Raw genomic sequence first — 20,101 nt, forward strand, 5'->3', positions numbered from 1 at the left:
GCGCCCCCGAACTGTGTCACCGTGTGCGCCACACCAGAAGAGTGCGTGGAGACCGAATGTTGTTGCGTCTGATCATCAAGGGCCTGCTGCGCCCGTTTTTCCGCATCGTGTTCCGGGTCCGGGTGCACGGCAACCCGAAGATCAAGGCCGAGCGCCTGCTCATCGTGGCCAACCACGAATCTTTCCTCGACGAACTGCTGCTCGGCCTGTTCCTGCCGCAGCGGCCGGTCTTCGTGGTCTACACCACCGCCACCCACAAGCGCCTGCTGCGTTTGTTCACGCTCGGTCTGGTCGACTATCTGGCCATCGACCCGAACAACCCGATGGAGATGAAGTCGGTCATCCGCCTGATCGAATCCGGCCGCCCGGTACTGATCTTCCCCGAGGGCCGCATCACCACCACCGGCAACCTGATGAAGACCTACGATGGTCCGGGCTTCATCGCCGCCAAGACCGGCGCCACCATCCTGCCGGTGCGCATCGATGGCGCCGCGCGCAGTTACTTCTCGCTGCTGCAGGGCAATTTCCCGCATTACCTGTTCCCGCGCATCCGCCTCTTCGTGCAGGAGCCGACGAAGATCGAAACCCCGCAGGCTGCCCACGGCGAACAGCACTACCTCGCCGGTCAGGCCATGCATCGCGTGATGACCGACATGATGTTCGCCGGTCGTGCCGAGCAGACCCTGTTCCAGTCCCTGCTCGAAGCCGCGCGCATCCAGGGCCGCAAGTGGCGCGTGGTCGGTGACGTCGAGCACGTCGATTACTCCTATGCCGAAATCATCCGCATGAGCATGCTGCTGGGCCGCGAACTGGCCCGCCGCAGCATCGACGGTGAGCGCATCGGCGTGCTGCTGCCCAATGTGGCGACCCTGCTCGGTCTGATCTTCGGCCTGACCGCCCAGCGCCGTGTGCCGGCCATGCTCAATTTCACTGCCGGGGCGGACGCCCTGCAGGCCGCCTGCAGCGCCGCCTGCGTGCGCACCGTCGTCACCTCGCACAAGTTCGTCGAGCAATTCAAGCTCGCCGACAAGCTCGCCGCCTTGCAGGGCGTGGAGTTCCTCTATCTCGAAGACCTGCGCGCCAACGCCCGTCTTTCCGACAAACTCTGGTGGCTGCTGTGGGCGCGTTTCCGCCCGCTCGCCAGCTGCCCGCCGGCCTCGCCCGAAGACCCCGCGCTGGTGATGTTCACCTCCGGCTCCGAAGGCAAGTGCAAGGGCGTGGTGCTGTCGCACCGGGCGATCCTGTCAAACGTCTCGCAGATGCGCTCGGTGCTGGACTTTTCGGTCAACGACGTGATCCTCAACGCCCTGCCGCTGTTCCACTCCTTCGGCCTCACCTGCGGCGGCCTGATCCCGCTGCTGTGCGGCGCCAAGGTCTTCCTTTATCCCTCGCCGCTGCATTACCGCGTGATTCCGGAACTGGCCTACAACGCCTCCTGCACCATCCTGTTCGGCACCAACACCTTCCTCACCAACTACGCCAAGCACGCTCATCCCTTCGATTTCTACCGCCTGCGCTACGTGGTGGCCGGCGCCGAGAAGATCACCGACTCGGTGCGCCAGCTGTGGTTCGAGAAGTTCGGCGTGCGCATCTTCGAGGGTTACGGCGCCACCGAATGCGCGCCGGTACTCAGCGTGAACACCCAGATGGCCTATCGCTCCGGCAGCGTCGGCCAGTTCCTGCCCAGCATCCAGTACCGCCTGGTGCCGCTGGCCGGCGTCGAGTCGAAGGACGGCAATCCCTGCGGTCAGTTGCATGTCAGTGGGCCAAACCTGATGAGTGGCTATCTGCGCTTCGACGCGCCGGGCATCCTGCAGCCGCCGGTCTCCGACATCGGCCCCGGCTGGTATGACACCGGCGACATCGTCGAAATCGATGGCGAGGGCTTTGTGCATGTCATCGGCCGGGTCAAGCGCTTCGCCAAGGTCGCCGGCGAGATGGTCTCGCTGGGCGTGGTCGAGCTGATCGCCGCCAAGGCTTCACCCGGCTTCCAGCACGCCGCCACCGCGCGGCCGGACGAAGCGCGCGGCGAAGCCATCCTGCTGTTCACCACCCAGCCGGATCTGGCCCGCGAGGCCCTGATCGCCGCCGCCCAGGCCGAAGGCTTTCCGGAGATTGCCGTGCCGCGCAAGATCATTCCGGTGGAGGCCCTGCCGCTTCTCGGCTCCGGCAAGATCGACTATGTGGCGCTCAAGCAGTGGGCTACGGCTGACTGAAGAGCCGCATGGGACGGGTATCTTCACGGGGCCTGCCCGAAGAAGCCCGTTGATGGCGGACGAGCGGGCAGGATAGCTGTAGAAGCCCGCCAGTAGCGGGTCTCCAGAGGCTCTGCCTGACAAACCGCCCCGTGCACTAAAACATGACTCAGCGGGCGATGAAGCGCCGCACCGCCGCGCGGGCACCCTGCGGATCGTCGCTGAAGAAGCCGTCGATACCGGCGCGCAGGTAGGCATCAATCTCGTCAGCCATGTTGCCGCGCGCAGTCAGCGACGCTGATTCGGCGCTGCGCAGTTCGACGGGCAGGAAGGGATTCTCCGGACGCAGCGTCCAGACGTGCACGCCCAGGCCGGCAGCATGCGCGTCGGTCACGAAACTGGTCGGCACGCCGAGACGGTTGTCGGCGCTACGCGGGATGACGATTTCCTTGTACGGCCCCACCGCGTCGGCGTAGCGGGCGATCTCGCGCAGGCCGGCTGGAGTGGTGAGATCGGCATAGCTGCGCTTGTCACCACTGGCAATGAAGTCCCACGGCGCATTGCGCGGCGTGCCGTTGGCAGCAGGCGGATTCTTCGGATTGTCGAGCAGCTGGACCAGCGGCAGATCGGTGAGCGTGCGCAACTGCTTGAGATTGCCCACTTCAAAGCTCTGGATGAAGACCGGCGCGTGACGCCCGTGGTAACCGGCGGCATGCAGGGTGGCGACAAGCTTTTCTTCGAGCGGCAGACCGATGCTGCGGAAGTAACTCGGGTGCTTGGTCTCCGGGTAGATTGCAATGACACGCCCGGTCTTGCGAGCATAGGCCTGCACCAGCGCGATGACTTCCTGCAGGGTTGGCACTTCGAACTGGCCGTCATAGGTGGTGTTGGCCGGGCGGTTGGCAGGAATGCGTTCGCGGGCGCGCAGGGTCTTCAGTTCGGCCAGCGTGAAGTCCTCGGTGAACCAGCCGGTGACAGGCACGCCGTCAATGCTCCTGGTGGTCTTACGCGCGGCGAATTCGGGGTGCTTGGCCACGTCCGTGGTGCCGCCGATCTCGTTTTCGTGGCGGGCGACCAGCGCACCGTCACGCGTGCTGACCAGATCCGGCTCGATCACATCCGCCCCCTGCTCGATGGCCAGCTGGTAGCCGGCCAGCGTGTGCTCGGGGCGATACGCACTGGCACCGCGATGGGCAACCACCAGCGGCTGGCCCTCCGCCGTGCGGCCGAGACGAACCGTACCCGGGGCACAGGCGGGAAGAATCAGGGTGGCCAGCAGAGCCGGCAGAAAGCGCAACATGACAGGGACTCCGCGGCAGGGACAGGACGTACGAGTGTGCTGCGCCTCGATTTCAGGGCGATGACAGTCGCAAGCAAGGCGTCCTTTGCGCTATCCTCAGCCCCACACTCCGCGCTGAATGCCCCATGTCCACCGATCCCTCCCGCTCCACCCCGCAACTGCTCACCGCACGCCGTTTCGGCCCGCTGTTTCTGACCCAGTTCTGCGGCGCCTTCAACGACAACCTGTTCAAGAACGCGCTGATCCTGCTGGTGGCTTTCCACACCGGCAAGATCATGGGCATGGAACCGGCGATGATCGTGCAGCTCGCAGCGGGGCTGTTCATCCTGCCGTTCTTCCTGTTCTCGGCAATGGCCGGTCAGCTCGCCGACAAGTACGACAAGGCGCGCCTGATCCGCATCATCAAGCTCATCGAAATCGGCATCGCCGCCGTGGCAACCTTTGGTTTCGCCACCGCGCATGGCGAATTGCTGCTCGCCGCACTGTTCATGATGGGGCTGCATTCAACCTTCTTCGGCCCGCTCAAATACTCGATCCTGCCGCAGCACCTGCATGAGGACGAACTGGTTGCCGGCAATGCCTGGGTGGAGAGCGCAACCTTCGTGGCGATCCTCGCCGGCTCGCTGATCGCCGGGCCGCTGATGGCCATCAAGCCCAATGGCGCGGTGTATGCCGGTGCCACCTGCGTGCTGATAGCCATTGCCGGCTATGTGGCCTGCCGCGGCATTCCCGATGCACCACCGGCCGCGCCGGATCTGCGCATAAGCCTCAATCCGCTGACCGAGACCTGGCGCAACATCCGCCTCGTGTATCGCAACCGCACTGTGTTCCACTCGGTGATGGGCATCTCGTGGTTCTGGTTTTACGGCGCGCTGTTCCTGACCCAGTTCGCGCCCTACGTGAAGGAAGTGCTCGGCGGCAACGAGCTCATGTATTCGACCCTGCTCGGCACTTTCATCGTCGGCATCGCACTGGGCTCCTTCCTGTGCGAGCGTCTGTCCGGCAAGCATGTGGAAATCGGTCTGGTGCCGCTGGGCTCGATCGGTCTGACCCTGGCGGGTATCGATCTGTGGCTGGCCAGCCCCACGGGGGCGCCGACGCCCACGGATCTGGCCGGCTTCGTCAGTCACTTGGCGAACTGGCGCATCCTTGCCGATCTGGTGCTGATCGGCATCTCCGGCGGCTTCTTCACGGTGCCACTGTACGCGCTGATCCAGAGCCGCTCGGAGCCCGGCGAACGCTCGCGAGTGATCGCTGCCAACAACATTCTCAATTCAGCCTTCATGGTCGTCTCGGCAGGCTTCGCCGCCGTCGCCCTGGGCAACGGCCTGTCCATCCCGCAGATCTTCCTGATCACGGCACTGATGAACGCCATGGTGGCCGTGTACATCTACGGGCTGGTGCCGGAGTTCCTGATCCGCTGCATCGTGTGGGTACTCATCAAGACGGTGTACCGCCTGCGCGCCAGCGGTCTCGAACACGTGCCGGAAAAGGGTGCCGCGCTGATCGTGTGCAACCACCCGAGCTTCATCGACGCGCTGATCATCTCGGCCATGTGCCGCCGGCCGATACGCTGGGTGGCGGACTACAACATGTACGCCAAGCCCGGCCTGAACTACTTCTTCCGCACCATCGGAGCGATTCCGATGGCGGCGGCCCGCGAAGATCGCAGCGTGCTCGTCCAGGCCTACGACCGTATCGCCGCCACGCTCGAATCCGGCGAGCTGGTCGGCATCTTCCCGGAAGGCCGGGTCACCGATACCGGCAACATCGAGCCTTTCAAGGGCGGCATCAACAAGATCCTCAAACGCAATCCGGTGCCGGTGGTGCCGATGGCACTGCGCGGCATGTGGGGCAGTTTCTTCTCGCGCAAGGACGGACCAGCCATGAGCAAGCCGCTGCGCCGGGGCTTCTTCAACCACATCGAGCTGATCGTATCCACCCCGGTAGCGCCGGAAAACCTTACCCCTTCTGCACTGCATGACATCGTGCAGGGGCTGCGCGGCGCACAGCCATAAGCCCTGCTGCGGCCCGCCAAAACCGTTCATGATCCTGCGACAGGATCATGAACGGACGGCTCAGCGTTTGGGCTTCTTCTGGTAAGTACCTTCCATCGAGCCCATTGCGCGCACACCACAATGAGCGTCACAGCGTCTGGTCGAGATGCTCAGACGGTCTCCCTCGAAACGCAGCTCGGCCGAGCAGGTATCGGTCTTGTCCTCAGGTGTGAAGGTCGCGCGGGTCGCATCGATCAGCAACGCCTGCCCCTCCAGGCCGCAGCTGCTGGGCATCGAACTGGAGCCGGCCACGGCATTGATCGTGAATTCCACATTCTGGCCGCGCTGGCGAATCACGACTTCGCCATTGGATTTGGTGTACTTGCCACTGACATCGGCGTGCGCGTTCGCCGCGAGCACCAGCAGGCTGATCACGAACAGGGTCTTCTTCATCACTACTCCTCCTTGATTTATCCGGTCCGTCTCGCGCGTCTCCGGGTTGATCGGCACGCGCTGCGCAGACTCTTAGGTCGCGAAGCATGCGATGGATCAGACGCTGAAGAAAGCGCAATCGGATGTGCGGTTCGAGAGAGTGAAGCAGTACTGGCTGAAGAACCGCATGTGGCGGCACTTTAACAGCAGGCATGCCGCTCAGGCGTGCTCCGCGCTGCTTTGCAGACCAGCACTTCGCAAAACGCCGTCAGGAGACGATCTCCCGGCAGGCGACTTTTGCTGCGCTGCGTGATAGGGTTAGGGTACATGCTTTCAAGCGGCACGCCACGAGCGTCTGCCCGCGCAAACACTCCCCAAAAATGCAGAAAATCTCCTATCCCATGCTGGCGCTGCTGCTGGCGTTCCTGAATGCCATCGGTCCGTTCACGATCGATGCCTATCTGCCGGCCTTTCCGGCCATGCAGGCCTCTCTCACCACCGACGCAGTAGCCATGCAGCAATCGCTCACGGCTTACATGATCCCCTTCTCAATCATGATGCTGTGGCACGGCGCAATCTCCGATGCACTCGGACGCAAGCGGGTCATCCTCGCCGGCCTCTCGGTGTACGTGCTGGCCTCGGTCGTCTGTTCCCTCGCACCAAACGTTCACATGCTGCTGATCGGCCGTGCCCTGCAGGGCCTGTCAGCCGGCGCGGGGGTGATCGTCGGGCGCGCCATCGTACGCGACCTCTACGACGGCCCGGCGGCACAACGGCTGATGTCGCACGTCGCGATGGTCTTCGCGATCTCGCCCGCCGTCGCTCCGATCATGGGCGGGGCAATGGCCGAATGGTTCGGCTGGCGCTCGATCTTCGTCTTCCTGGCCCTGCTCGGGCTGGCCCAGATCTTCATGGCCTGGCGTCATCTGCCGGAAACCCTGCCCGCCGACAAACGCCAGCCCCTGCACGCCGGCAACATGCTGGCCGGCTATCTGGCCGTTCTCGGCAGCGGGCGCTTTGTGCTGATCGCGCTGTCGATGAGCTTCATCTTCCTCGGCTTCTTCCTCTACGTGATGTCGGCGCCAGTGTTCCTGATGCAGCATCTCAAGCTCGGCCCGACCGAGTTCGGCTGGCTCTTCGTGCCGCTGGTCACCGGCATGATCCTCGGCTCGCTGACCGCCGTGCGCCTGTCGCATCGCCTCAAGCCGCTGGCCATCATCCGTCTCGGCTTCGCCATCACGGCGGTGGCCGCGATCTGGAACCTCGCCATCAACTGGCTGCTGCCGGACAGCATCGGCAGCCGGATTCCCCAGCTGATGCTGCAGACCTTCGCCATGAATCTCGTCTTCCCCAGCCTGACCCTGCTGGCACTGGACATGTTCCCCGAGCGGCGCGGCATGGCCGCCAGTTGCCAGGGCTTCATCCACACCATGATCATGGCCGTGATGGCCGGCGTGGTGGCCCCGCTGCTGTGGGATTCGACATTCCAGATGGCCGTCGGCATGGCTATCATGTGGCTGCTGTCGGTCGGCTTCTTTGCATGGGGACGCAAGCTGGCCAGGGCAGGTGCCTGAAGATTTGACGTTGTAACGGCCGGCGCGCTTCCGCAGAGAGGCGCGGGGCCGCAGCCACACAAGGAGACTGGCATGGAATACCGTCGTCTGGGCCGCAGCGGCCTGAAGGTCAGCGCCCTGTCACTGGGCTCCTGGGTCACTTACGCCAATCAGGTGGATGTCGCCAACGCCCGCGAGATCATGGCGGCCGCGCGCGACCACGGCGTGAATTTCTTCGACAACGCCGAGACCTACGCCGCCGGCGAATCCGAACGGATCATGGGCGAAGCCCTGCGCCAGCTGGGCTGGCAGCGCGAGCACTACGTCGTTTCCAGCAAGTTCTTCTGGGGCCTGACCGACGACCCCAACGTGCACCACACCCTGAACCGCAAGTATCTGCTCGCCGCCGTCGACAATTCGCTCAAGCGTTTCGGGCTGGATTACCTCGACCTCATCTACTGCCACCGCCCCGATCCGAACACGCCCATCGAGGAAACCGTGTGGGCCATGCATGACCTCATCAATCGCGGCAAGACGCTGTACTGGGGCACCTCCGAATGGAGCGCCGACGAGATCCGCGCGGCCTGGGAAATCGCCGAGCGCCACCACCTGCACAAGCCGGTGATGGAACAGCCGCAGTACAACCTGTTCATCCGCAAACGCGTAGAACAAGAGTACAAGCGGCTTTACGAGGATATCGGGCTGGGCCTCACCACCTGGAGTCCGCTCGGCGCCGGGGTGCTCACCGGCAAGTACGTGAACGGCATCCCGGCCGGCTCGCGCGGCACCCTCAAGGGTTTCGAGTGGCTGCACGAGCGCCTGCTCGCGCCGGCCCGCACCGAAGCAGTGAAGAAACTGATGGTCATCGCCGAAGAACTCAACTGTACCCCCAGCCAGCTGGCCATCGCCTGGTGTGTGAAGAACCCGCGTGTTTCCAGCGTGATCACGGGCGCCTCGCGCCCGGAGCAGATCAGCGAAAACATGCGGGCGCTGGATGTCGTAGCGCAACTGAACGACGAAATCTGTGCCCGGATGGATGCCGCCTGCGAGGGTGTCGTTAACTGAGCGCTACAATCAAAGTCCGGTCATAAAAAAGTCTGTCATGACGCTGCTCTGGATTGCCGTTTTCTTCTTGCTGACTGGATTGATCGCAAACTTGCTGATGCGCCGGGAGCTGCGCTCCCTCCGCCGGCAGGGCATCTATCCACCGCCTGATCAAGCTTCTGACGCCGACGTGAGAAACTTGCTGGAAGCCGGCTACCCCGTGTTTGCCATGCGCTGTTTTCGTGACATCCACGGAGGCAGCCTGAAAGATGCCAAGACTGCTATCAACAGGTTGAAAGCCACGAATCCCGCCCCCTGACTCCTGCCGCCAGAGTCAGCCGCAACCGCCTGCAACCACGAACCTCAAGACCATGAAAAAACTCGTCCTCGCCTCAAACAACACCGGCAAGCTGCGTGAATTCCAGGCTCTCCTCGCCCCGCTGGGCTGGGAAGTGGTGCCCCAGGTGGAGCTGGGCGTGCCGGAGGCCGATGAGCCGCACTGCACCTTCGTCGAGAACGCACTGGCCAAGGCACGACATGCCTCCGAGCACACCGGCCTGCCCGCCCTGGCGGATGATTCGGGCATCTGCGTGAATGCCCTGCAAGGCGCCCCCGGGGTGTATTCGGCACGCTTTGCCGGCGTACCGAAGTCCGATGAGCGCAACAACGCGCTGCTCATCGAAAAGCTTGCCGGCGAAACGGATCGCCGTGCGCATTACGTATGTGTGCTGGCCTTCGTACGCAACGCCGAAGACCCGCAGCCCATCATCGCCGAGGGTGAATGGCACGGCGCCATCATCGACACGCCACGCGGTTCCGATGGCTTCGGCTACGACCCGTATTTCTACCTGCCGCAGATGGAGCAGACCGCTGCCGAGCTGGCTCCTGCCCTGAAGAACACCCTGAGCCATCGCGGCGCAGCCTGTCGCCTGCTGCTGGCGCGCCTGCAACTGGAAAGCTGAGCACCACCATGGCCGATCACAGCACCCTGCTCGCCGATTGCCGCACCCGCTTTGCGGACGCCCTGGTCACGGCGGTGACCGAGGTCGGCATCCGCAGCCCGGCGCTGATCGACACCCTGAGCCGCCACGCCGGTCTGGCTTTCGATGAGCTGGCCGGCCTGCATGATCAGGAGGAATTCAAACGCCTGCGCAGCATGACCGCCTCGCGCATCAGCCTGGTGCACCCCGAGGATATGGATCTGACGGTGGCCCTGATCAATCTGAGCCACACCCTGACGGATGCCTGCGAACGCGAGCTGCCGCGGCTGCACCTGCTGTTCATGCGCCTGCTCGGGCAGGACAGCTCCATCCTCGACCAGTTGCCGGTCGGCCCCGATGCCGCCTGCATCGCCCTGCGCGCGATGTGCGACGAAGGTGAGCTCACCGGCACGCTGCGTCTGGAGCTGCCGAACCGCGTCGAAGAAGCCCTGATCAAGGCGCTGCGGGCACTCTATTCCGCGCTGACCGACACCCTGCAGGCGGCGGGGGTGGAACCACAGTCCCTGCTAAGATCGGCCAGTGACGGGCCTCGCGGGGGCTATGCCTCGCCAGGCCAGGCTCCAAGCGGCTCTTCAGGCATGGGCTATGGAGAAGCAGGTCAGGAGTCGCTCTCCGAGGCACGCATTCCGGACAGCCCGCTCGGTCGCCTGCAGGGCGCCCTGCTGCGCCGGCGCGGCGGGAGTACTGGCGGCGGCAGTGGTGGCGGTGGCTTCGGCAGTGCCGGAGGCGGCGCCCAGATCGACCCGAGCCTGCTCGCGGCGATTCTCGAACGCGTGCTCATCTGGCTGAACGAGCGCCAGCAAACCGCCGCCGGCCTGCCCTACGGCAGCAGCGCCCCGGCCCCCGGCTTTGCCGAACTCAACAGCCTGCTGCCGGCTGACAACAATGCCGCGCTGGATGCCATCGGCCTGTCCTTCGACGTGCTGGCCGCCGACCCGCAGCTGTGCCCGGCCGTCAAACCCAGCCTGGAGCGCCTGCGCCTGCCCTTGTCCAAGCTCGCGCTGCTGGATGCCGGCGTGCTCATCGACCCGCAACACCCGGCCCGCCGCCTGATCGATGTGCTGCTGCGTCTGGCAATGAGCCTCGCCCCGGCCACCACGGCAGAGCATCCGGTCTGCCAAGCCATCGAGGAAGCCGCGCATCGCGTGCAACGCGAATTCGAGCGCGATGCCGGTGTGTTCGCCAGTGTCGGCGCCCCGCTCGAAGCTCTGGAAACGACCCGCAGCAACGACTTGGTGCAACGCATCGAAGCCCTGCTGCCACTGGCCGAGCAGGAAGCGCGACGCGAACATTCACGCAACCGCGCCGCCCGGGCGATCCGCGCCCTGTGTGCCGGGGATGTACCCGTGCCGGTCCGCGCCTTCCTTGAGCAACTGTGGGTCCGCGTGCTGGCCGCCATCCACCAGCATGCCGGCGAGAAATGCGAACCCTGGCTGCGCGCCCTGGCCACCGCCAACGAACTCGTCGACAGCGTGCAACCCAAGGCTGACGCCGCCGCACGCCAGGCTTTGCTGGGCAGCCTGCCCAAGCTGCTCAGCCAGCTGCGCGCCGGGCTGGATGCCATCGGCACACCAGAGCAATTGCGCGAACGCGCCTTCCAGAGCTTCGTTGATTGCCACACCGCCGTCATCCAGGGCAAGCCGCCGGCCATCAGCGGCGTGGACAAGCTGGAAGTCGCCACCGCCCCGCGCATTGAAACTGTCGCCGACACACCCGGCCTGCATGTGGTGCGCCTGGCACCGGATGGCGAACCGGAACGCGGCGTGCCGGAATGGATCAACCAGCTCGCAACCGGCAGCTGGCTGCAACTCACCTTGCCGGATGCAACGCAGCGTCGCCTGTGCGTCGCCTGGTGCGGCGGCACGCCCCGCCTGCTGCTGGCCGCCGAGCCGGGCAGCGATTTCGTGATCATCTTCCCGCAGCGCTGGCTCCAGGCTCGTGCGGCCGAGCATGCCGCGCAAGCCCTGCTGCCCGACGGCGTATTCGAACGCGCCGCCGAAGCCGCAATCGAACGCTATCATTGAATGACCGATTCCCTTCCCGGGAGCACATCATGAAAACCCAACTCCGCCTCATCCTTCTCGCCAGCACACTCAGCCTCGCTTGCAGCCTGGCCACCGCCCAAAAACGCGAGCCCCTGCCTGAGCCGCCACCTGCGCCGCCCAGCGCGCTGCCGGATCTTGGCGGCGTCGAACCCGAAGTCACCATTCGCAACCGCGGCGGCGATCGCTACGAGGAATACCGCGTCAATGGCCAACTCTACATGATCAAGATCACCCCACGCATCGGCAAACCTTATTACCTGGTCTCGAAAGAGCGCGGAGCCGGTTTCGAGCGCATCAACGACCTCGACCGTGCACGCTGGATTCCACAGTGGGTACTGTTCGAGTGGTAAGCGCTGCCACATGAAAAAAGCCGCCGATCTGGCGGCTTTTTCATGTCGGTGCGCCGGTCGGTCAATCGGCCCGGAAGCTATTTTCCGGATCCCGAATTGACGATCCCCAGGACAGAAATCCACAGACGCTACCGACACGTCCTCTCCCGAGCGGACGCGCGAAAGTCTGCTCATCGGCCTTTGCTGACGTTCGACTGTCTTCGCTACATCGACCGCTCTGTTGGATAAAGCAGCCCTCGGATGCTTCCACAAATTCAGCAGCGCCTGAAGCTCTAGAGCCCAACTCCCGGATTGTGTGTCCCCAGTGTTTCCGGAGCCTGCATCAGGCTTTCAGCCAAGTTATGGGCTTCGGCAAGCGAGCGTAGGGTGTTGCTGCCAGCAGACGTTTTCAGGGACGCACAGCTCGATTCGCTGTCAAGCCGGCAACCGCTGCTGAGCGGGCAGGCAGCGAAGAGCTCGGCCACCCAGTCGGCAAATACGCGCACTTTCGGCGACAGATGGCGGTTGTGCTGATAAAGCACCGAAATCGGCATCGGGGCCGACTGCAGATGTGGCAGCACCTCAATCAGCTCGCCGCGTTGCAGTTCGTGAAAGACCATGAACCGCGCCGGCTGGATCAGGCCGAAGCCCTGCACCCCGCAAGCGACATAGGCGTCGCCATCATTGACGGAGACAACTCCCCGCATCTTGATTTCGGTGGTTTCGCCATCGACCAAGAAATCCCAGTCGATGTTGCGACCGGTGCGGCTGGAGAAGTAATGCACCGCCTGGTGGTTTTCGAGCAGATCCTCGATCGAGGTCGGAATGCCGTGGCGTTCGATATATGCCGGGGCGGCGCAGACCACGCTGCGGAAGGTACCGATACGCCGCGCGATCAGGGAAGAGTCGCGCAGTTCGCCGATGCGAATCACGCAATCCACTGCCTCGCGCACCATGTCGACCGGGCGGTCGGTCATGCCGATCACGATTTCTACATCAGGATAGCGCTGGTGAAACTCGCAGAGGTTGGGAATGAGCATCTTGCGTCCAATAACGGGTGGTACATCGATGCGCAGGCGGCCACGCGGGCCGCGCTCTGCGTCAATGAAGGAAGCTTCGGTGTCCTCCAGCTCGTCGAGGATGCGCACGCAGCGCTCGTAATACGCCGCTCCATCCGGAGTAAGGCTCAGGCGGCGCGTGGTGCGATTGAGCAGACGCACCTTGAGACGCTTTTCCAGACTCTGGATGGTCGTAGTGACGGTCGCACGAGGAAGACCGAGGCTGTCTGCCGCAGCACTGAAACTGTTGGCATCCACGACCCGGGTGAAGACCTGCATGGCTTGGAAGCGATCCATTTCCTACTCCTGATAAAAACCCGAAGCCCCTGACAAGCCTTCAGGAAAAACGAATGATTATTCATTTTTAGCGAATAGTGTTGCCGTAATTTTAGTATTTATTCAAGCAATTTCCTGCTGCATCATTCACTCAGACCCTTGCCGCATCGCAGCAAGCGAGCACCGGACGGTCGATCCGTGCCGCTTTTTACACCCCCATATCCCAACAGTTTCAGGAGTTACCCCATGCCATCCCCTTCTCGTTCACAACTTGCTCTGGCCTTGACCGTGGCTGGCATGATCGCCCTGGTCGCTGGTCTTGGCGCGTTTAGTATCACGCGGGCCGAAGCAGACGAACCGGCTGCGGCCCCATCCGCTACGGCGGTCGAGGTAGCACGCGTCCCCAGCCGTAAGGTGCTCGACTGGCAGCGCTACTCGGGGCGCCTCGAAGCCGTGGAGCGGGTGGAAATCCGGCCGCAGGTGTCCGGCCAGATCACCCGGGTCCATTTTCAGGATGGCAGTCTGGTGAAGAAGGGCGATCTGCTCTTCACGATTGATCCGCGCCCCTTTCAGGCGACACTCGACCAGGCCCACGCCAGTCTGGCCGCAGCCGAGGCACGCCACGCCTTTACCGCGGCCGAACTGGCACGCAGCGAGCGCCTGTTGGCTGACAACGCGATTGCCCGGCGCGATCACGAGAGCCGTCAGAACGCCGCCCGCGAAGCCGATGCGAACCTGATGGCCGCCCGTGCGGCGGTCGAGGCTGCGAAGCTCAATCTCGCCTACTCGAGCATCGCGGCGCCAGTCTCTGGACGTGTCTCGCGCGCGGAAGTGACCGCCGGCAACGTGGTGGCGGCTGGCGCCGCTTCGCCAGCGCTGACCTCTGTGGTGTCGGTCGCGAAGCTGTATGCCGCTTTCGATGTGGATGAACAGACCTATCTGCGCAGCATCGCCGCCAACCGCGGCGGCAAGGCCGCACCGGTCTTCCTCGGGCTGGCCAGCGAAGACAGCTATCCGCGCCAGGGGCAGGTGAGTTCAGTGGATAACCGCATCGATGCGTCCTCCGGAACAATCCGCGTGCGTGCGGTTTTCGACAACCCCGATGGCATGTTGCTGCCGGGCCTCTATGCACGCATCCGTCTGGGCGGTACAGCTGAGCATGAAGCCGTGCTCGTTGACGAGCGCGCGGTGTCGACCGATCAGGACAAGCGCTTCGTTCTGGTGCTCGACGACAGCAATCATGCGCAATACCGCGAGGTACGGATGGGCGCCGTGCAGGACGGCCTGCGCGTGGTTGAGAGCGGCCTCAAGGCCGGCGAGCGCATCGTGGTCAACGGCCTGCAGCGCGTGCGTCCCGGTGCGCTGATCGCACCGACCGAGGTGCCGATGCAGGCGTCCGGCAGCGCCGCCCCGAAGCTCGCCAGCAACGCACGCGGCTGAGCCATGCGGCGATAACAAAAAGATTCCAGGGAAGCTCCAATGAATATTTCGAAGTTCTTCATCGACCGCCCGATTTTCGCGGGCGTACTGTCGGTGCTCATCCTGCTGGCCGGTGTGCTGGCGATGTTCAAGCTGCCGATTTCTGAGTATCCGGAAGTGGTGCCGCCTTCGGTAGTGGTGCGCGCGCAGTACCCCGGCGCCAATCCGAAGGTGATCGCCGAAACCGTGGCCTCGCCGCTGGAGGAATCCATCAACGGCGTCGAGAACATGCTCTACATGCAGTCGCAAGCCAACAGCGACGGCAACCTCGCGGTGACGGTCTACTTCAATCTGGGCATGGACCCGGACAAGGCCCAGCAACTGGTGCAGAACCGCGTTTCGCAGGCCCTGCCGCGTCTGCCTGCCGACGTGCAGCGCCTGGGCGTGACGACAACCAAGAGCTCGCCCACGCTGACCATGGTGGTGCACCTGCTCTCGCCGGATGACCGTTATGACATGACCTATCTGCGCAACTACGCGCTCATCAACATCAAGGATCGCCTCGCGCGGATTCCCGGCGTAGGCGAGGTTGCGCTGTGGGGCGGCGGCAACTATTCCATGCGCATCTGGCTGGATCCAGGCAAGGTGGCACAGCGCGGCCTGACCGCGAGCGAGGTGATTGCAGCGATCCGCGAACAGAACGTGCAAGTGGCGGCAGGCGTGATCGGCGCATCGCCCAGCGCGCCGGACGTGCCGCTGCAGCTCTCGGTCAACGCCCAGGGGCGGCTGCAGACCGAGGAGCAGTTCGCCGATATCATCCTGAAGACTTCCGCCGACGGCGGGGTAACACGCTTGGCCGATGTAGCCCGGGTGGAGCTTGCTGCTTCGGAATACGGCCTGCGCTCTTTGCTCGACAACAAGCCCGCAGTGGCGATGGCCATTCTGCAGTCGCCCGGCGCGAATGCGCTGGACGTGTCGGCGCGCGTGCGCGAAACGATGGCGGAATTGTCGAAGGAGTTTCCGGCTTCGGTCGAACACCGCATCGTGTATGACCCCACCCAGTTCGTGCGCGCCTCGATCAAGGCGGTAATCCATACCCTGCTCGAAGCTATCGCGCTGGTGGTGCTGGTGGTGATCGTGTTTCTGCAGACATGGCGGGCCTCGGTGATTCCGCTGCTGGCGGTGCCGATCTCCATCATCGGCACCTTCTCGCTACTGCTGGGCTTCGGTTACTCGATCAACGCACTGAGCCTGTTCGGCATGGTACTGGCGATCGGTATCGTGGTCGATGACGCGATCGTGGTAGTGGAAAATGTCGAGCGCAACATCGAAGCCGGCCTTTCCCCGCGCGACGCGACCTATCGCGCGATGCAGGAAGTCAGCGGGCCGATCATCGCGATCGCGCTGACCTTGGTGGCGGTGTTCGTGCCTCTGGCTTTCATGACCGGACTGACCGGGCAGTTCTACAAGCAGTTCGCGATGACCATCGCGATCTCCACCGTGATTTCGGCCTTCAATTCGCTGACGCTCTCGCCGGCACTGGCCGCCATCCTGCTCAAGGGGCATGATGCCGAGCCGGATTGGCTGACCCGAGTGATGAACCGAGTTTTCGGAGGATTCTTCCGCGCCTTCAACCGCTTCTTCGGCCGCGCCTCGGAGCGCTACTCGGCAGGCGTTGCCGAGGTCATCCGCCGCAAAGGTGCCAGCATGGGCGTGTATGCACTGTTGCTGGTCGCGACGGTTGGGATAGCCTGGATCGTGCCCGGCGGTTTCGTGCCAGGGCAGGACAAGCAGTATCTGGTGAGCTTTGCCCAACTGCCTAACGGCGCGTCGCTGGACCGCAGCGAGGCGGTGATCCGTCGCATGACCGACATCGCGCTGACCCAGCCCGGCGTCGAGAGTGCGGTGGCGTTCCCGGGGCTGTCGATCAACGGTTTCACCAACAGCTCAAGCGCCGGCATCGTCTTCGTCACGCTCAAACCGCATGAGGAGCGCCGTGCACCAGAGCTGTCGGCCGGTGCGATTGCGGGCGCCCTGAACCAGAAACTCTCGGTCATCCAGGAGGCATTCGTGGCGGTATTCCCGCCACCGCCGGTGCTCGGTCTGGGCACTCTGGGCGGCTTCAAGATGCAACTGGAGGACCACGACGCGCTCGGCTATGCCGAACTCGACCGCGCGACACAGGCCTTCCTCGCCGCCGCAGCAAAGACGCCCGAACTCGGTCCGTCCTTCTCCAGCTACCAGATCAACGTGCCGCAACTCGATGTTGACCTCGACCGCGTAAAGGCGCGCCAGCTCGGTGTGCCGGTGACGGACGTGTTTGACACCATGCAGATCTATCTTGGCTCGCTGTATGTGAACGACTTCAACCGCTTCGGCCGCGTGTATCAGGTGCGGGCCCAGGCCGATGCGCAGTTCCGCGCGCATCCGGAAGACATTCTTCAGCTCAAGACGCGCAACCGTGATGGCGAGATGGTGCCGCTCTCGTCTCTGGTGCAGGTGAAGCCCGGATTCGGCCCCGAAATGGTGGTGCGCTACAACGGCTACACCGCGGCCGACATCAACGGGGGCCCGGCGCCCGGCTATTCCTCGGACCAGGCCCAGAAGGCGGCCGAGCGCATTGCGGCGCAAACGCTGCCCAAGGGTATCCGCTTTGAATGGACCGACCTGACCTACCAGAAGATCATCGCCGGCAACGCGGGCATCTGGGTCTTCCCGATCAGCGTGCTGCTGGTCTTCCTGGTACTCGCCGCACAGTACGAAAGCCTGACCCTGCCGCTGGCAGTGATCATGATCGTACCGATGAGCATCCTCGCGGCGCTTACCGGAGTCTGGCTCACGCATGGCGACAACAACATCTTCACCCAGATCGGGCTGATGGTGCTGGTGGGCTTGTCGGCGAAGAACGCGATCCTGATCGTCGAATTCGCCCGCGAGCTCGAGCTGCAAGGCTCCACGCCGCTGCAAGCCGCGATCGACGCGAGCCGCCTGCGGCTGCGCCCGATCCTGATGACTTCGATCGCCTTCATCATGGGCGTGGTGCCGCTGCTGACCTCCTTCGGTCCGGGCGCCGAAATGCGCCATGCAATGGGTGTTGCAGTGTTCTTCGGCATGATCGGCGTGACCTTCTTCGGCCTCTTCCTTACGCCGGTCTTCTACGTCCTGCTCCGCACCCTCAACCGTCGCCATGCACTGCACTCGGCGAGTCACCACGAAGCACCGCTCACGCCGGCGCATACCGAGCGCTAAGCAGGAGAGTGAAAATGAATAAAACATATGCCGGTCGTGCGACCGGGCTGCTGGCTACACTGCTGATCCTCGCGGGCTGCTCGCTGGCGCCGCATTACGAAGTTCCCGACATGCAGCTGCCGGCGGAATGGAAGGAAGCACCGGTCACCGGCGCTGACAGCGCTTGGAAGACTGCCGAGCCCGCCGAAACTGCGGCGCGCGGTGAGTGGTGGAAGGTCTTTGGTGACAGCCGTCTGGACGCGCTTGAAGCCGAGGCGATGATGGCAAACCAGAACCTGCGCGCCGCTGCCGCCCGTCTGCAGCAGTCACGCAGTCTGCTCAGCACGGCCAAGGCCGACAGGATGCCGCAGGTCAATGCAGGCTTCGGCCCCACCCGCCAGCGCCCTTCACCAGTCTCACAAGGCCTGCCGTCGGATGCCGACACCGGCTTCAGCACGCTCTGGCGTGCGCAGGGCACGGTGTCGTACGAAGCGGATCTATTCGGCCGCGTTGCCGCCAACGTAGAGGCTGCAAGGGCCGATGCCGCGCAGAACGAGGCACTTTTCCGCTCGCTGCAACTCGCTCTGCAGGCCGACGTGGCCAACGCCTGGTTCCAGCTGCGCGAGCTGGATGCCGAGCAGGCACTCTTTGCCCGCACGCTCGAACTACGCGGCCAGAGCCTGAAGCTCGCACAGCAACGATTCGCGGCGGGGGATGTGAGCGAACTCGATCTTGCCCGAGCGCAGACCGAGCATGCGGTGGCGCAATCGCAGGCGCAGGGTGTCACCCTGCAGCGCGCGACCACCGAGCATGCGATCGCGCTGCTGCTGGGCAAGACGCCGGCCGAACTGGATCTGCCTGCACAACCGCTCGAGCGCATGAGCCTGCGCCTACCCGCCGGCCTGCCTTCCAGCCTGCTCGAACGGCGGCCCGACATCGCGGCAGCCGAGCGTGCCATGGCCGCCGCAAACGCACGCATCGGCGTGGCGCGCTCGGCCTTCTTCCCGAGTCTCGTGATCACCGGCAATGCGGGTTACGAGTCGGCCGGATTGGGCGATCTCTTCAACTGGACCAGTCGCAGCTTCCTGCTAGGACCTCTGGCCGGCACCATGCTGAACCTGCCGATTTTTGACGGTGGCCGACGCAGTGCCGCGCTGGACCGCGCCTGGGCTACGCATGAAGAACAGGTCGCGAACTACCGGCAGAGCGTGCTGAACGCTTTCCGCGAGGTGGAGGACGGGCTGGCCGGCCTGCGCCTGATCGACTCGCGCATCCAGGCGCAGGACGAAGCGGTGCGCGCCTCCCGGCGGGCGCTGACGCTCGCCCACACGCAGTATCGCGAAGGCTACACCAGCTCGCTGGAAGCGCTGGATGCCGATCGCAGCCTGCTAGAGCAACAGCGCCTTGCCGTACAACTCGATGGTGCGAGGGTGCGCACTGCTGTGAATCTCATCCGGGCGCTAGGTGGCGGGTGGCAAGGAGAGAAAGATAGCAAGGGCTAAGTCGCAAAGTCTCGAATGGAGCGTCATGCAGCAATCGGGACCCGACGAAGTAAGTGCTCATGCGCGCTCAATCTGAGCAATGAACGAGAACTTCATCAATACTCAATCAGGAATATTTGCCATGTACGCGCAGATCACGCAATTCAAGAAAATGCTACACACCCTTTCCCGTCTTCTGGATAAAGCGCAACAGCACGCTGAGGCGAACAACTTTGAGCCAGAGGTTCTACTGAACTCGCGCCTGTCGCCAGATATGTTGCCACTTACGAACCAGGTTCAGATGGCGTGCGATACAGCAGTGCTGGCCGCCGCGGTCTTGACCGGTGAAAAGGTTCCGGGTTTTGAAAATACGGAGAAAACCATCCCGGAACTCAAGGCTCGTATTGAAAAGACGATCGGCTATGTCGCGTCGATGAAAGAAAGCGACTTCGCCGGCTGGGAAGAAAGAATCGTTGCACCCGAGGGCTGGGCCGGCGCCTTTTTTGGAAAGGATTATTTCTACCAGCACGCGGTCCCGAACTTCTACTTTCATGTGGTGACGGCATACGCAATCCTTCGCCACAAAGATGTTCGGATCGGGAAAATGGACTATATCGGACAGCTGCCTTTCCTGAGATAAGGGCCCAAAACCAAGTCTTGGTGCGTACTTCTCATGATCATTTTTAACGTGTCGTCTAAGGCAATTCGACTCTGGAGTTTTTGCCAGGACGACAACCCGGTGG

At 63.6% G+C, this 20,101-nt stretch carries 15 protein-coding genes; 12 read left to right on the forward strand and 3 right to left on the reverse strand.

Features of this window, described 5'->3' with window-relative positions; genetic code table 11:
• Positions 1 to 56: 56 nt before the first annotated feature.
• Entirely contained in the window at positions 57 to 2,216 is a 2,160-nt protein-coding gene (locus Q9Q94_RS04780) for an AMP-binding protein (RefSeq protein ID WP_305978877.1), read from the forward strand.
• Positions 2,217 to 2,364: 148 nt separating this feature from the next.
• On the opposite strand, the gene Q9Q94_RS04785 is transcribed toward Q9Q94_RS04780, so the two are convergent.
• Positions 2,365 to 3,495 carry a glycerophosphodiester phosphodiesterase gene (locus Q9Q94_RS04785; RefSeq protein ID WP_305978878.1) on the reverse strand — a complete coding sequence of 377 codons (1,131 nt, stop codon included), beginning with the start codon at positions 3,493 to 3,495 and terminating at the stop codon, positions 2,365 to 2,367.
• A gap of 125 nt (positions 3,496 to 3,620) precedes the next feature.
• Here Q9Q94_RS04785 and Q9Q94_RS04790 point away from each other — a divergent pair, with 125 nt between their 5' ends.
• A complete protein-coding gene (locus tag Q9Q94_RS04790) occupies positions 3,621 to 5,513 on the forward strand; it encodes an MFS transporter (protein WP_305978879.1) in 1,893 nt (630 codons plus the stop codon).
• A gap of 60 nt (positions 5,514 to 5,573) precedes the next feature.
• Here the strand turns inward: Q9Q94_RS04790 and Q9Q94_RS04795 are convergent, their stop codons facing one another.
• Positions 5,574 to 5,945 carry a hypothetical protein gene (locus tag Q9Q94_RS04795; protein ID WP_305978880.1) on the reverse strand — a complete coding sequence of 124 codons (372 nt, stop codon included), beginning with the start codon at positions 5,943 to 5,945 and terminating at the stop codon, positions 5,574 to 5,576.
• 359 nt (positions 5,946 to 6,304) lie between these two features.
• Here Q9Q94_RS04795 and Q9Q94_RS04800 point away from each other — a divergent pair, with 359 nt between their 5' ends.
• The 6 genes from Q9Q94_RS04800 (at position 6,305) to Q9Q94_RS04825 (ending at position 11,917) form a co-directional block, all read left to right on the forward strand.
• Entirely contained in the window at positions 6,305 to 7,498 is a 1,194-nt protein-coding gene (locus Q9Q94_RS04800; protein ID WP_305978881.1) for a multidrug effflux MFS transporter, read from the forward strand.
• A gap of 72 nt (positions 7,499 to 7,570) precedes the next feature.
• Positions 7,571 to 8,542 (forward strand): aldo/keto reductase, encoded by a 972-nt coding sequence (locus tag Q9Q94_RS04805; RefSeq protein WP_305978882.1) that lies wholly within the window; start codon positions 7,571 to 7,573, stop codon positions 8,540 to 8,542.
• Positions 8,543 to 8,579: 37 nt separating this feature from the next.
• Positions 8,580 to 8,840: a hypothetical protein gene (locus Q9Q94_RS04810; protein ID WP_305978883.1), complete on the forward strand. Its 261-nt coding sequence runs from the start codon at positions 8,580 to 8,582 to the stop codon at positions 8,838 to 8,840.
• A gap of 52 nt (positions 8,841 to 8,892) precedes the next feature.
• A complete protein-coding gene (gene rdgB, locus Q9Q94_RS04815) occupies positions 8,893 to 9,483 on the forward strand; it encodes an RdgB/HAM1 family non-canonical purine NTP pyrophosphatase (protein ID WP_305978884.1) in 591 nt (196 codons plus the stop codon).
• Positions 9,484 to 9,491: 8 nt separating this feature from the next.
• Complete coding sequence (locus Q9Q94_RS04820; protein WP_305978885.1) at positions 9,492 to 11,546, forward strand: DUF1631 family protein; 2,055 nt, start codon at positions 9,492 to 9,494, stop codon at positions 11,544 to 11,546.
• A gap of 29 nt (positions 11,547 to 11,575) precedes the next feature.
• Positions 11,576 to 11,917 (forward strand): DUF2782 domain-containing protein, encoded by a 342-nt coding sequence (locus tag Q9Q94_RS04825; RefSeq protein ID WP_305978886.1) that lies wholly within the window; start codon positions 11,576 to 11,578, stop codon positions 11,915 to 11,917.
• 272 nt (positions 11,918 to 12,189) lie between these two features.
• Here the strand turns inward: Q9Q94_RS04825 and Q9Q94_RS04830 are convergent, their stop codons facing one another.
• Positions 12,190 to 13,251: a LysR family transcriptional regulator gene (locus Q9Q94_RS04830; RefSeq protein ID WP_305978887.1), complete on the reverse strand. Its 1,062-nt coding sequence runs from the start codon at positions 13,249 to 13,251 to the stop codon at positions 12,190 to 12,192.
• 225 nt (positions 13,252 to 13,476) lie between these two features.
• On the opposite strand from Q9Q94_RS04830, the gene Q9Q94_RS04835 reads away from it, so the two are divergent.
• The 4 genes from Q9Q94_RS04835 (at position 13,477) to Q9Q94_RS04850 (ending at position 19,998) form a co-directional block, all read left to right on the forward strand.
• Positions 13,477 to 14,670, forward strand: a complete 1,194-nt coding sequence (locus Q9Q94_RS04835) for an efflux RND transporter periplasmic adaptor subunit (RefSeq protein ID WP_305978888.1) — start codon at positions 13,477 to 13,479, stop codon at positions 14,668 to 14,670.
• A gap of 39 nt (positions 14,671 to 14,709) precedes the next feature.
• Complete coding sequence (locus Q9Q94_RS04840; protein WP_305978889.1) at positions 14,710 to 17,898, forward strand: efflux RND transporter permease subunit; 3,189 nt, start codon at positions 14,710 to 14,712, stop codon at positions 17,896 to 17,898.
• A 14-nt stretch (positions 17,899 to 17,912) separates the two neighbouring features.
• Positions 17,913 to 19,379 carry an efflux transporter outer membrane subunit gene (locus Q9Q94_RS04845; protein WP_305978890.1) on the forward strand — a complete coding sequence of 489 codons (1,467 nt, stop codon included), beginning with the start codon at positions 17,913 to 17,915 and terminating at the stop codon, positions 19,377 to 19,379.
• A 79-nt stretch (positions 19,380 to 19,458) separates the two neighbouring features.
• Positions 19,459 to 19,998, forward strand: coding sequence for a DUF1993 family protein (locus Q9Q94_RS04850; RefSeq protein WP_305978891.1), 540 nt, complete (start codon positions 19,459 to 19,461; stop codon positions 19,996 to 19,998).
• Positions 19,999 to 20,101: the final 103 nt, after the last annotated feature.

The organism is Uliginosibacterium sp. 31-16, from assembly GCF_030730865.1.
Classification (GTDB): Bacteria; Pseudomonadota; Gammaproteobacteria; order Burkholderiales; family Rhodocyclaceae; genus Uliginosibacterium.

What these genes read in the sequence shown, in the direction of transcription:
- Q9Q94_RS04835 (WP_305978888.1), top strand. Translation starts at nt 13,477, where the DNA reads ATGCCATCCCCTTCTCGTTCACAACTTGCTCTGGCCTTGACCGTGGCT.
- Q9Q94_RS04780 (WP_305978877.1), top strand. Translation starts at nt 57, where the DNA reads ATGTTGTTGCGTCTGATCATCAAGGGCCTGCTGCGCCCGTTTTTCCGC.
- Q9Q94_RS04840 (WP_305978889.1), top strand. Translation starts at nt 14,710, where the DNA reads ATGAATATTTCGAAGTTCTTCATCGACCGCCCGATTTTCGCGGGCGTA.
- rdgB (WP_305978884.1), top strand. Translation starts at nt 8,893, where the DNA reads ATGAAAAAACTCGTCCTCGCCTCAAACAACACCGGCAAGCTGCGTGAA.
- Q9Q94_RS04825 (WP_305978886.1), top strand. Translation starts at nt 11,576, where the DNA reads ATGAAAACCCAACTCCGCCTCATCCTTCTCGCCAGCACACTCAGCCTC.
- Q9Q94_RS04810 (WP_305978883.1), top strand. Translation starts at nt 8,580, where the DNA reads ATGACGCTGCTCTGGATTGCCGTTTTCTTCTTGCTGACTGGATTGATC.
- Q9Q94_RS04805 (WP_305978882.1), top strand. Translation starts at nt 7,571, where the DNA reads ATGGAATACCGTCGTCTGGGCCGCAGCGGCCTGAAGGTCAGCGCCCTG.
- Q9Q94_RS04800 (WP_305978881.1), top strand. Translation starts at nt 6,305, where the DNA reads ATGCAGAAAATCTCCTATCCCATGCTGGCGCTGCTGCTGGCGTTCCTG.
- Q9Q94_RS04850 (WP_305978891.1), top strand. Translation starts at nt 19,459, where the DNA reads ATGAACGAGAACTTCATCAATACTCAATCAGGAATATTTGCCATGTAC.
- Q9Q94_RS04830 (WP_305978887.1), bottom strand. Translation starts at nt 13,251, where the DNA reads ATGGATCGCTTCCAAGCCATGCAGGTCTTCACCCGGGTCGTGGATGCC.
- Q9Q94_RS04790 (WP_305978879.1), top strand. Translation starts at nt 3,621, where the DNA reads ATGTCCACCGATCCCTCCCGCTCCACCCCGCAACTGCTCACCGCACGC.
- Q9Q94_RS04785 (WP_305978878.1), bottom strand. Translation starts at nt 3,495, where the DNA reads ATGTTGCGCTTTCTGCCGGCTCTGCTGGCCACCCTGATTCTTCCCGCC.
- Q9Q94_RS04845 (WP_305978890.1), top strand. Translation starts at nt 17,913, where the DNA reads ATGAATAAAACATATGCCGGTCGTGCGACCGGGCTGCTGGCTACACTG.
- Q9Q94_RS04795 (WP_305978880.1), bottom strand. Translation starts at nt 5,945, where the DNA reads ATGAAGAAGACCCTGTTCGTGATCAGCCTGCTGGTGCTCGCGGCGAAC.
- Q9Q94_RS04820 (WP_305978885.1), top strand. Translation starts at nt 9,492, where the DNA reads ATGGCCGATCACAGCACCCTGCTCGCCGATTGCCGCACCCGCTTTGCG.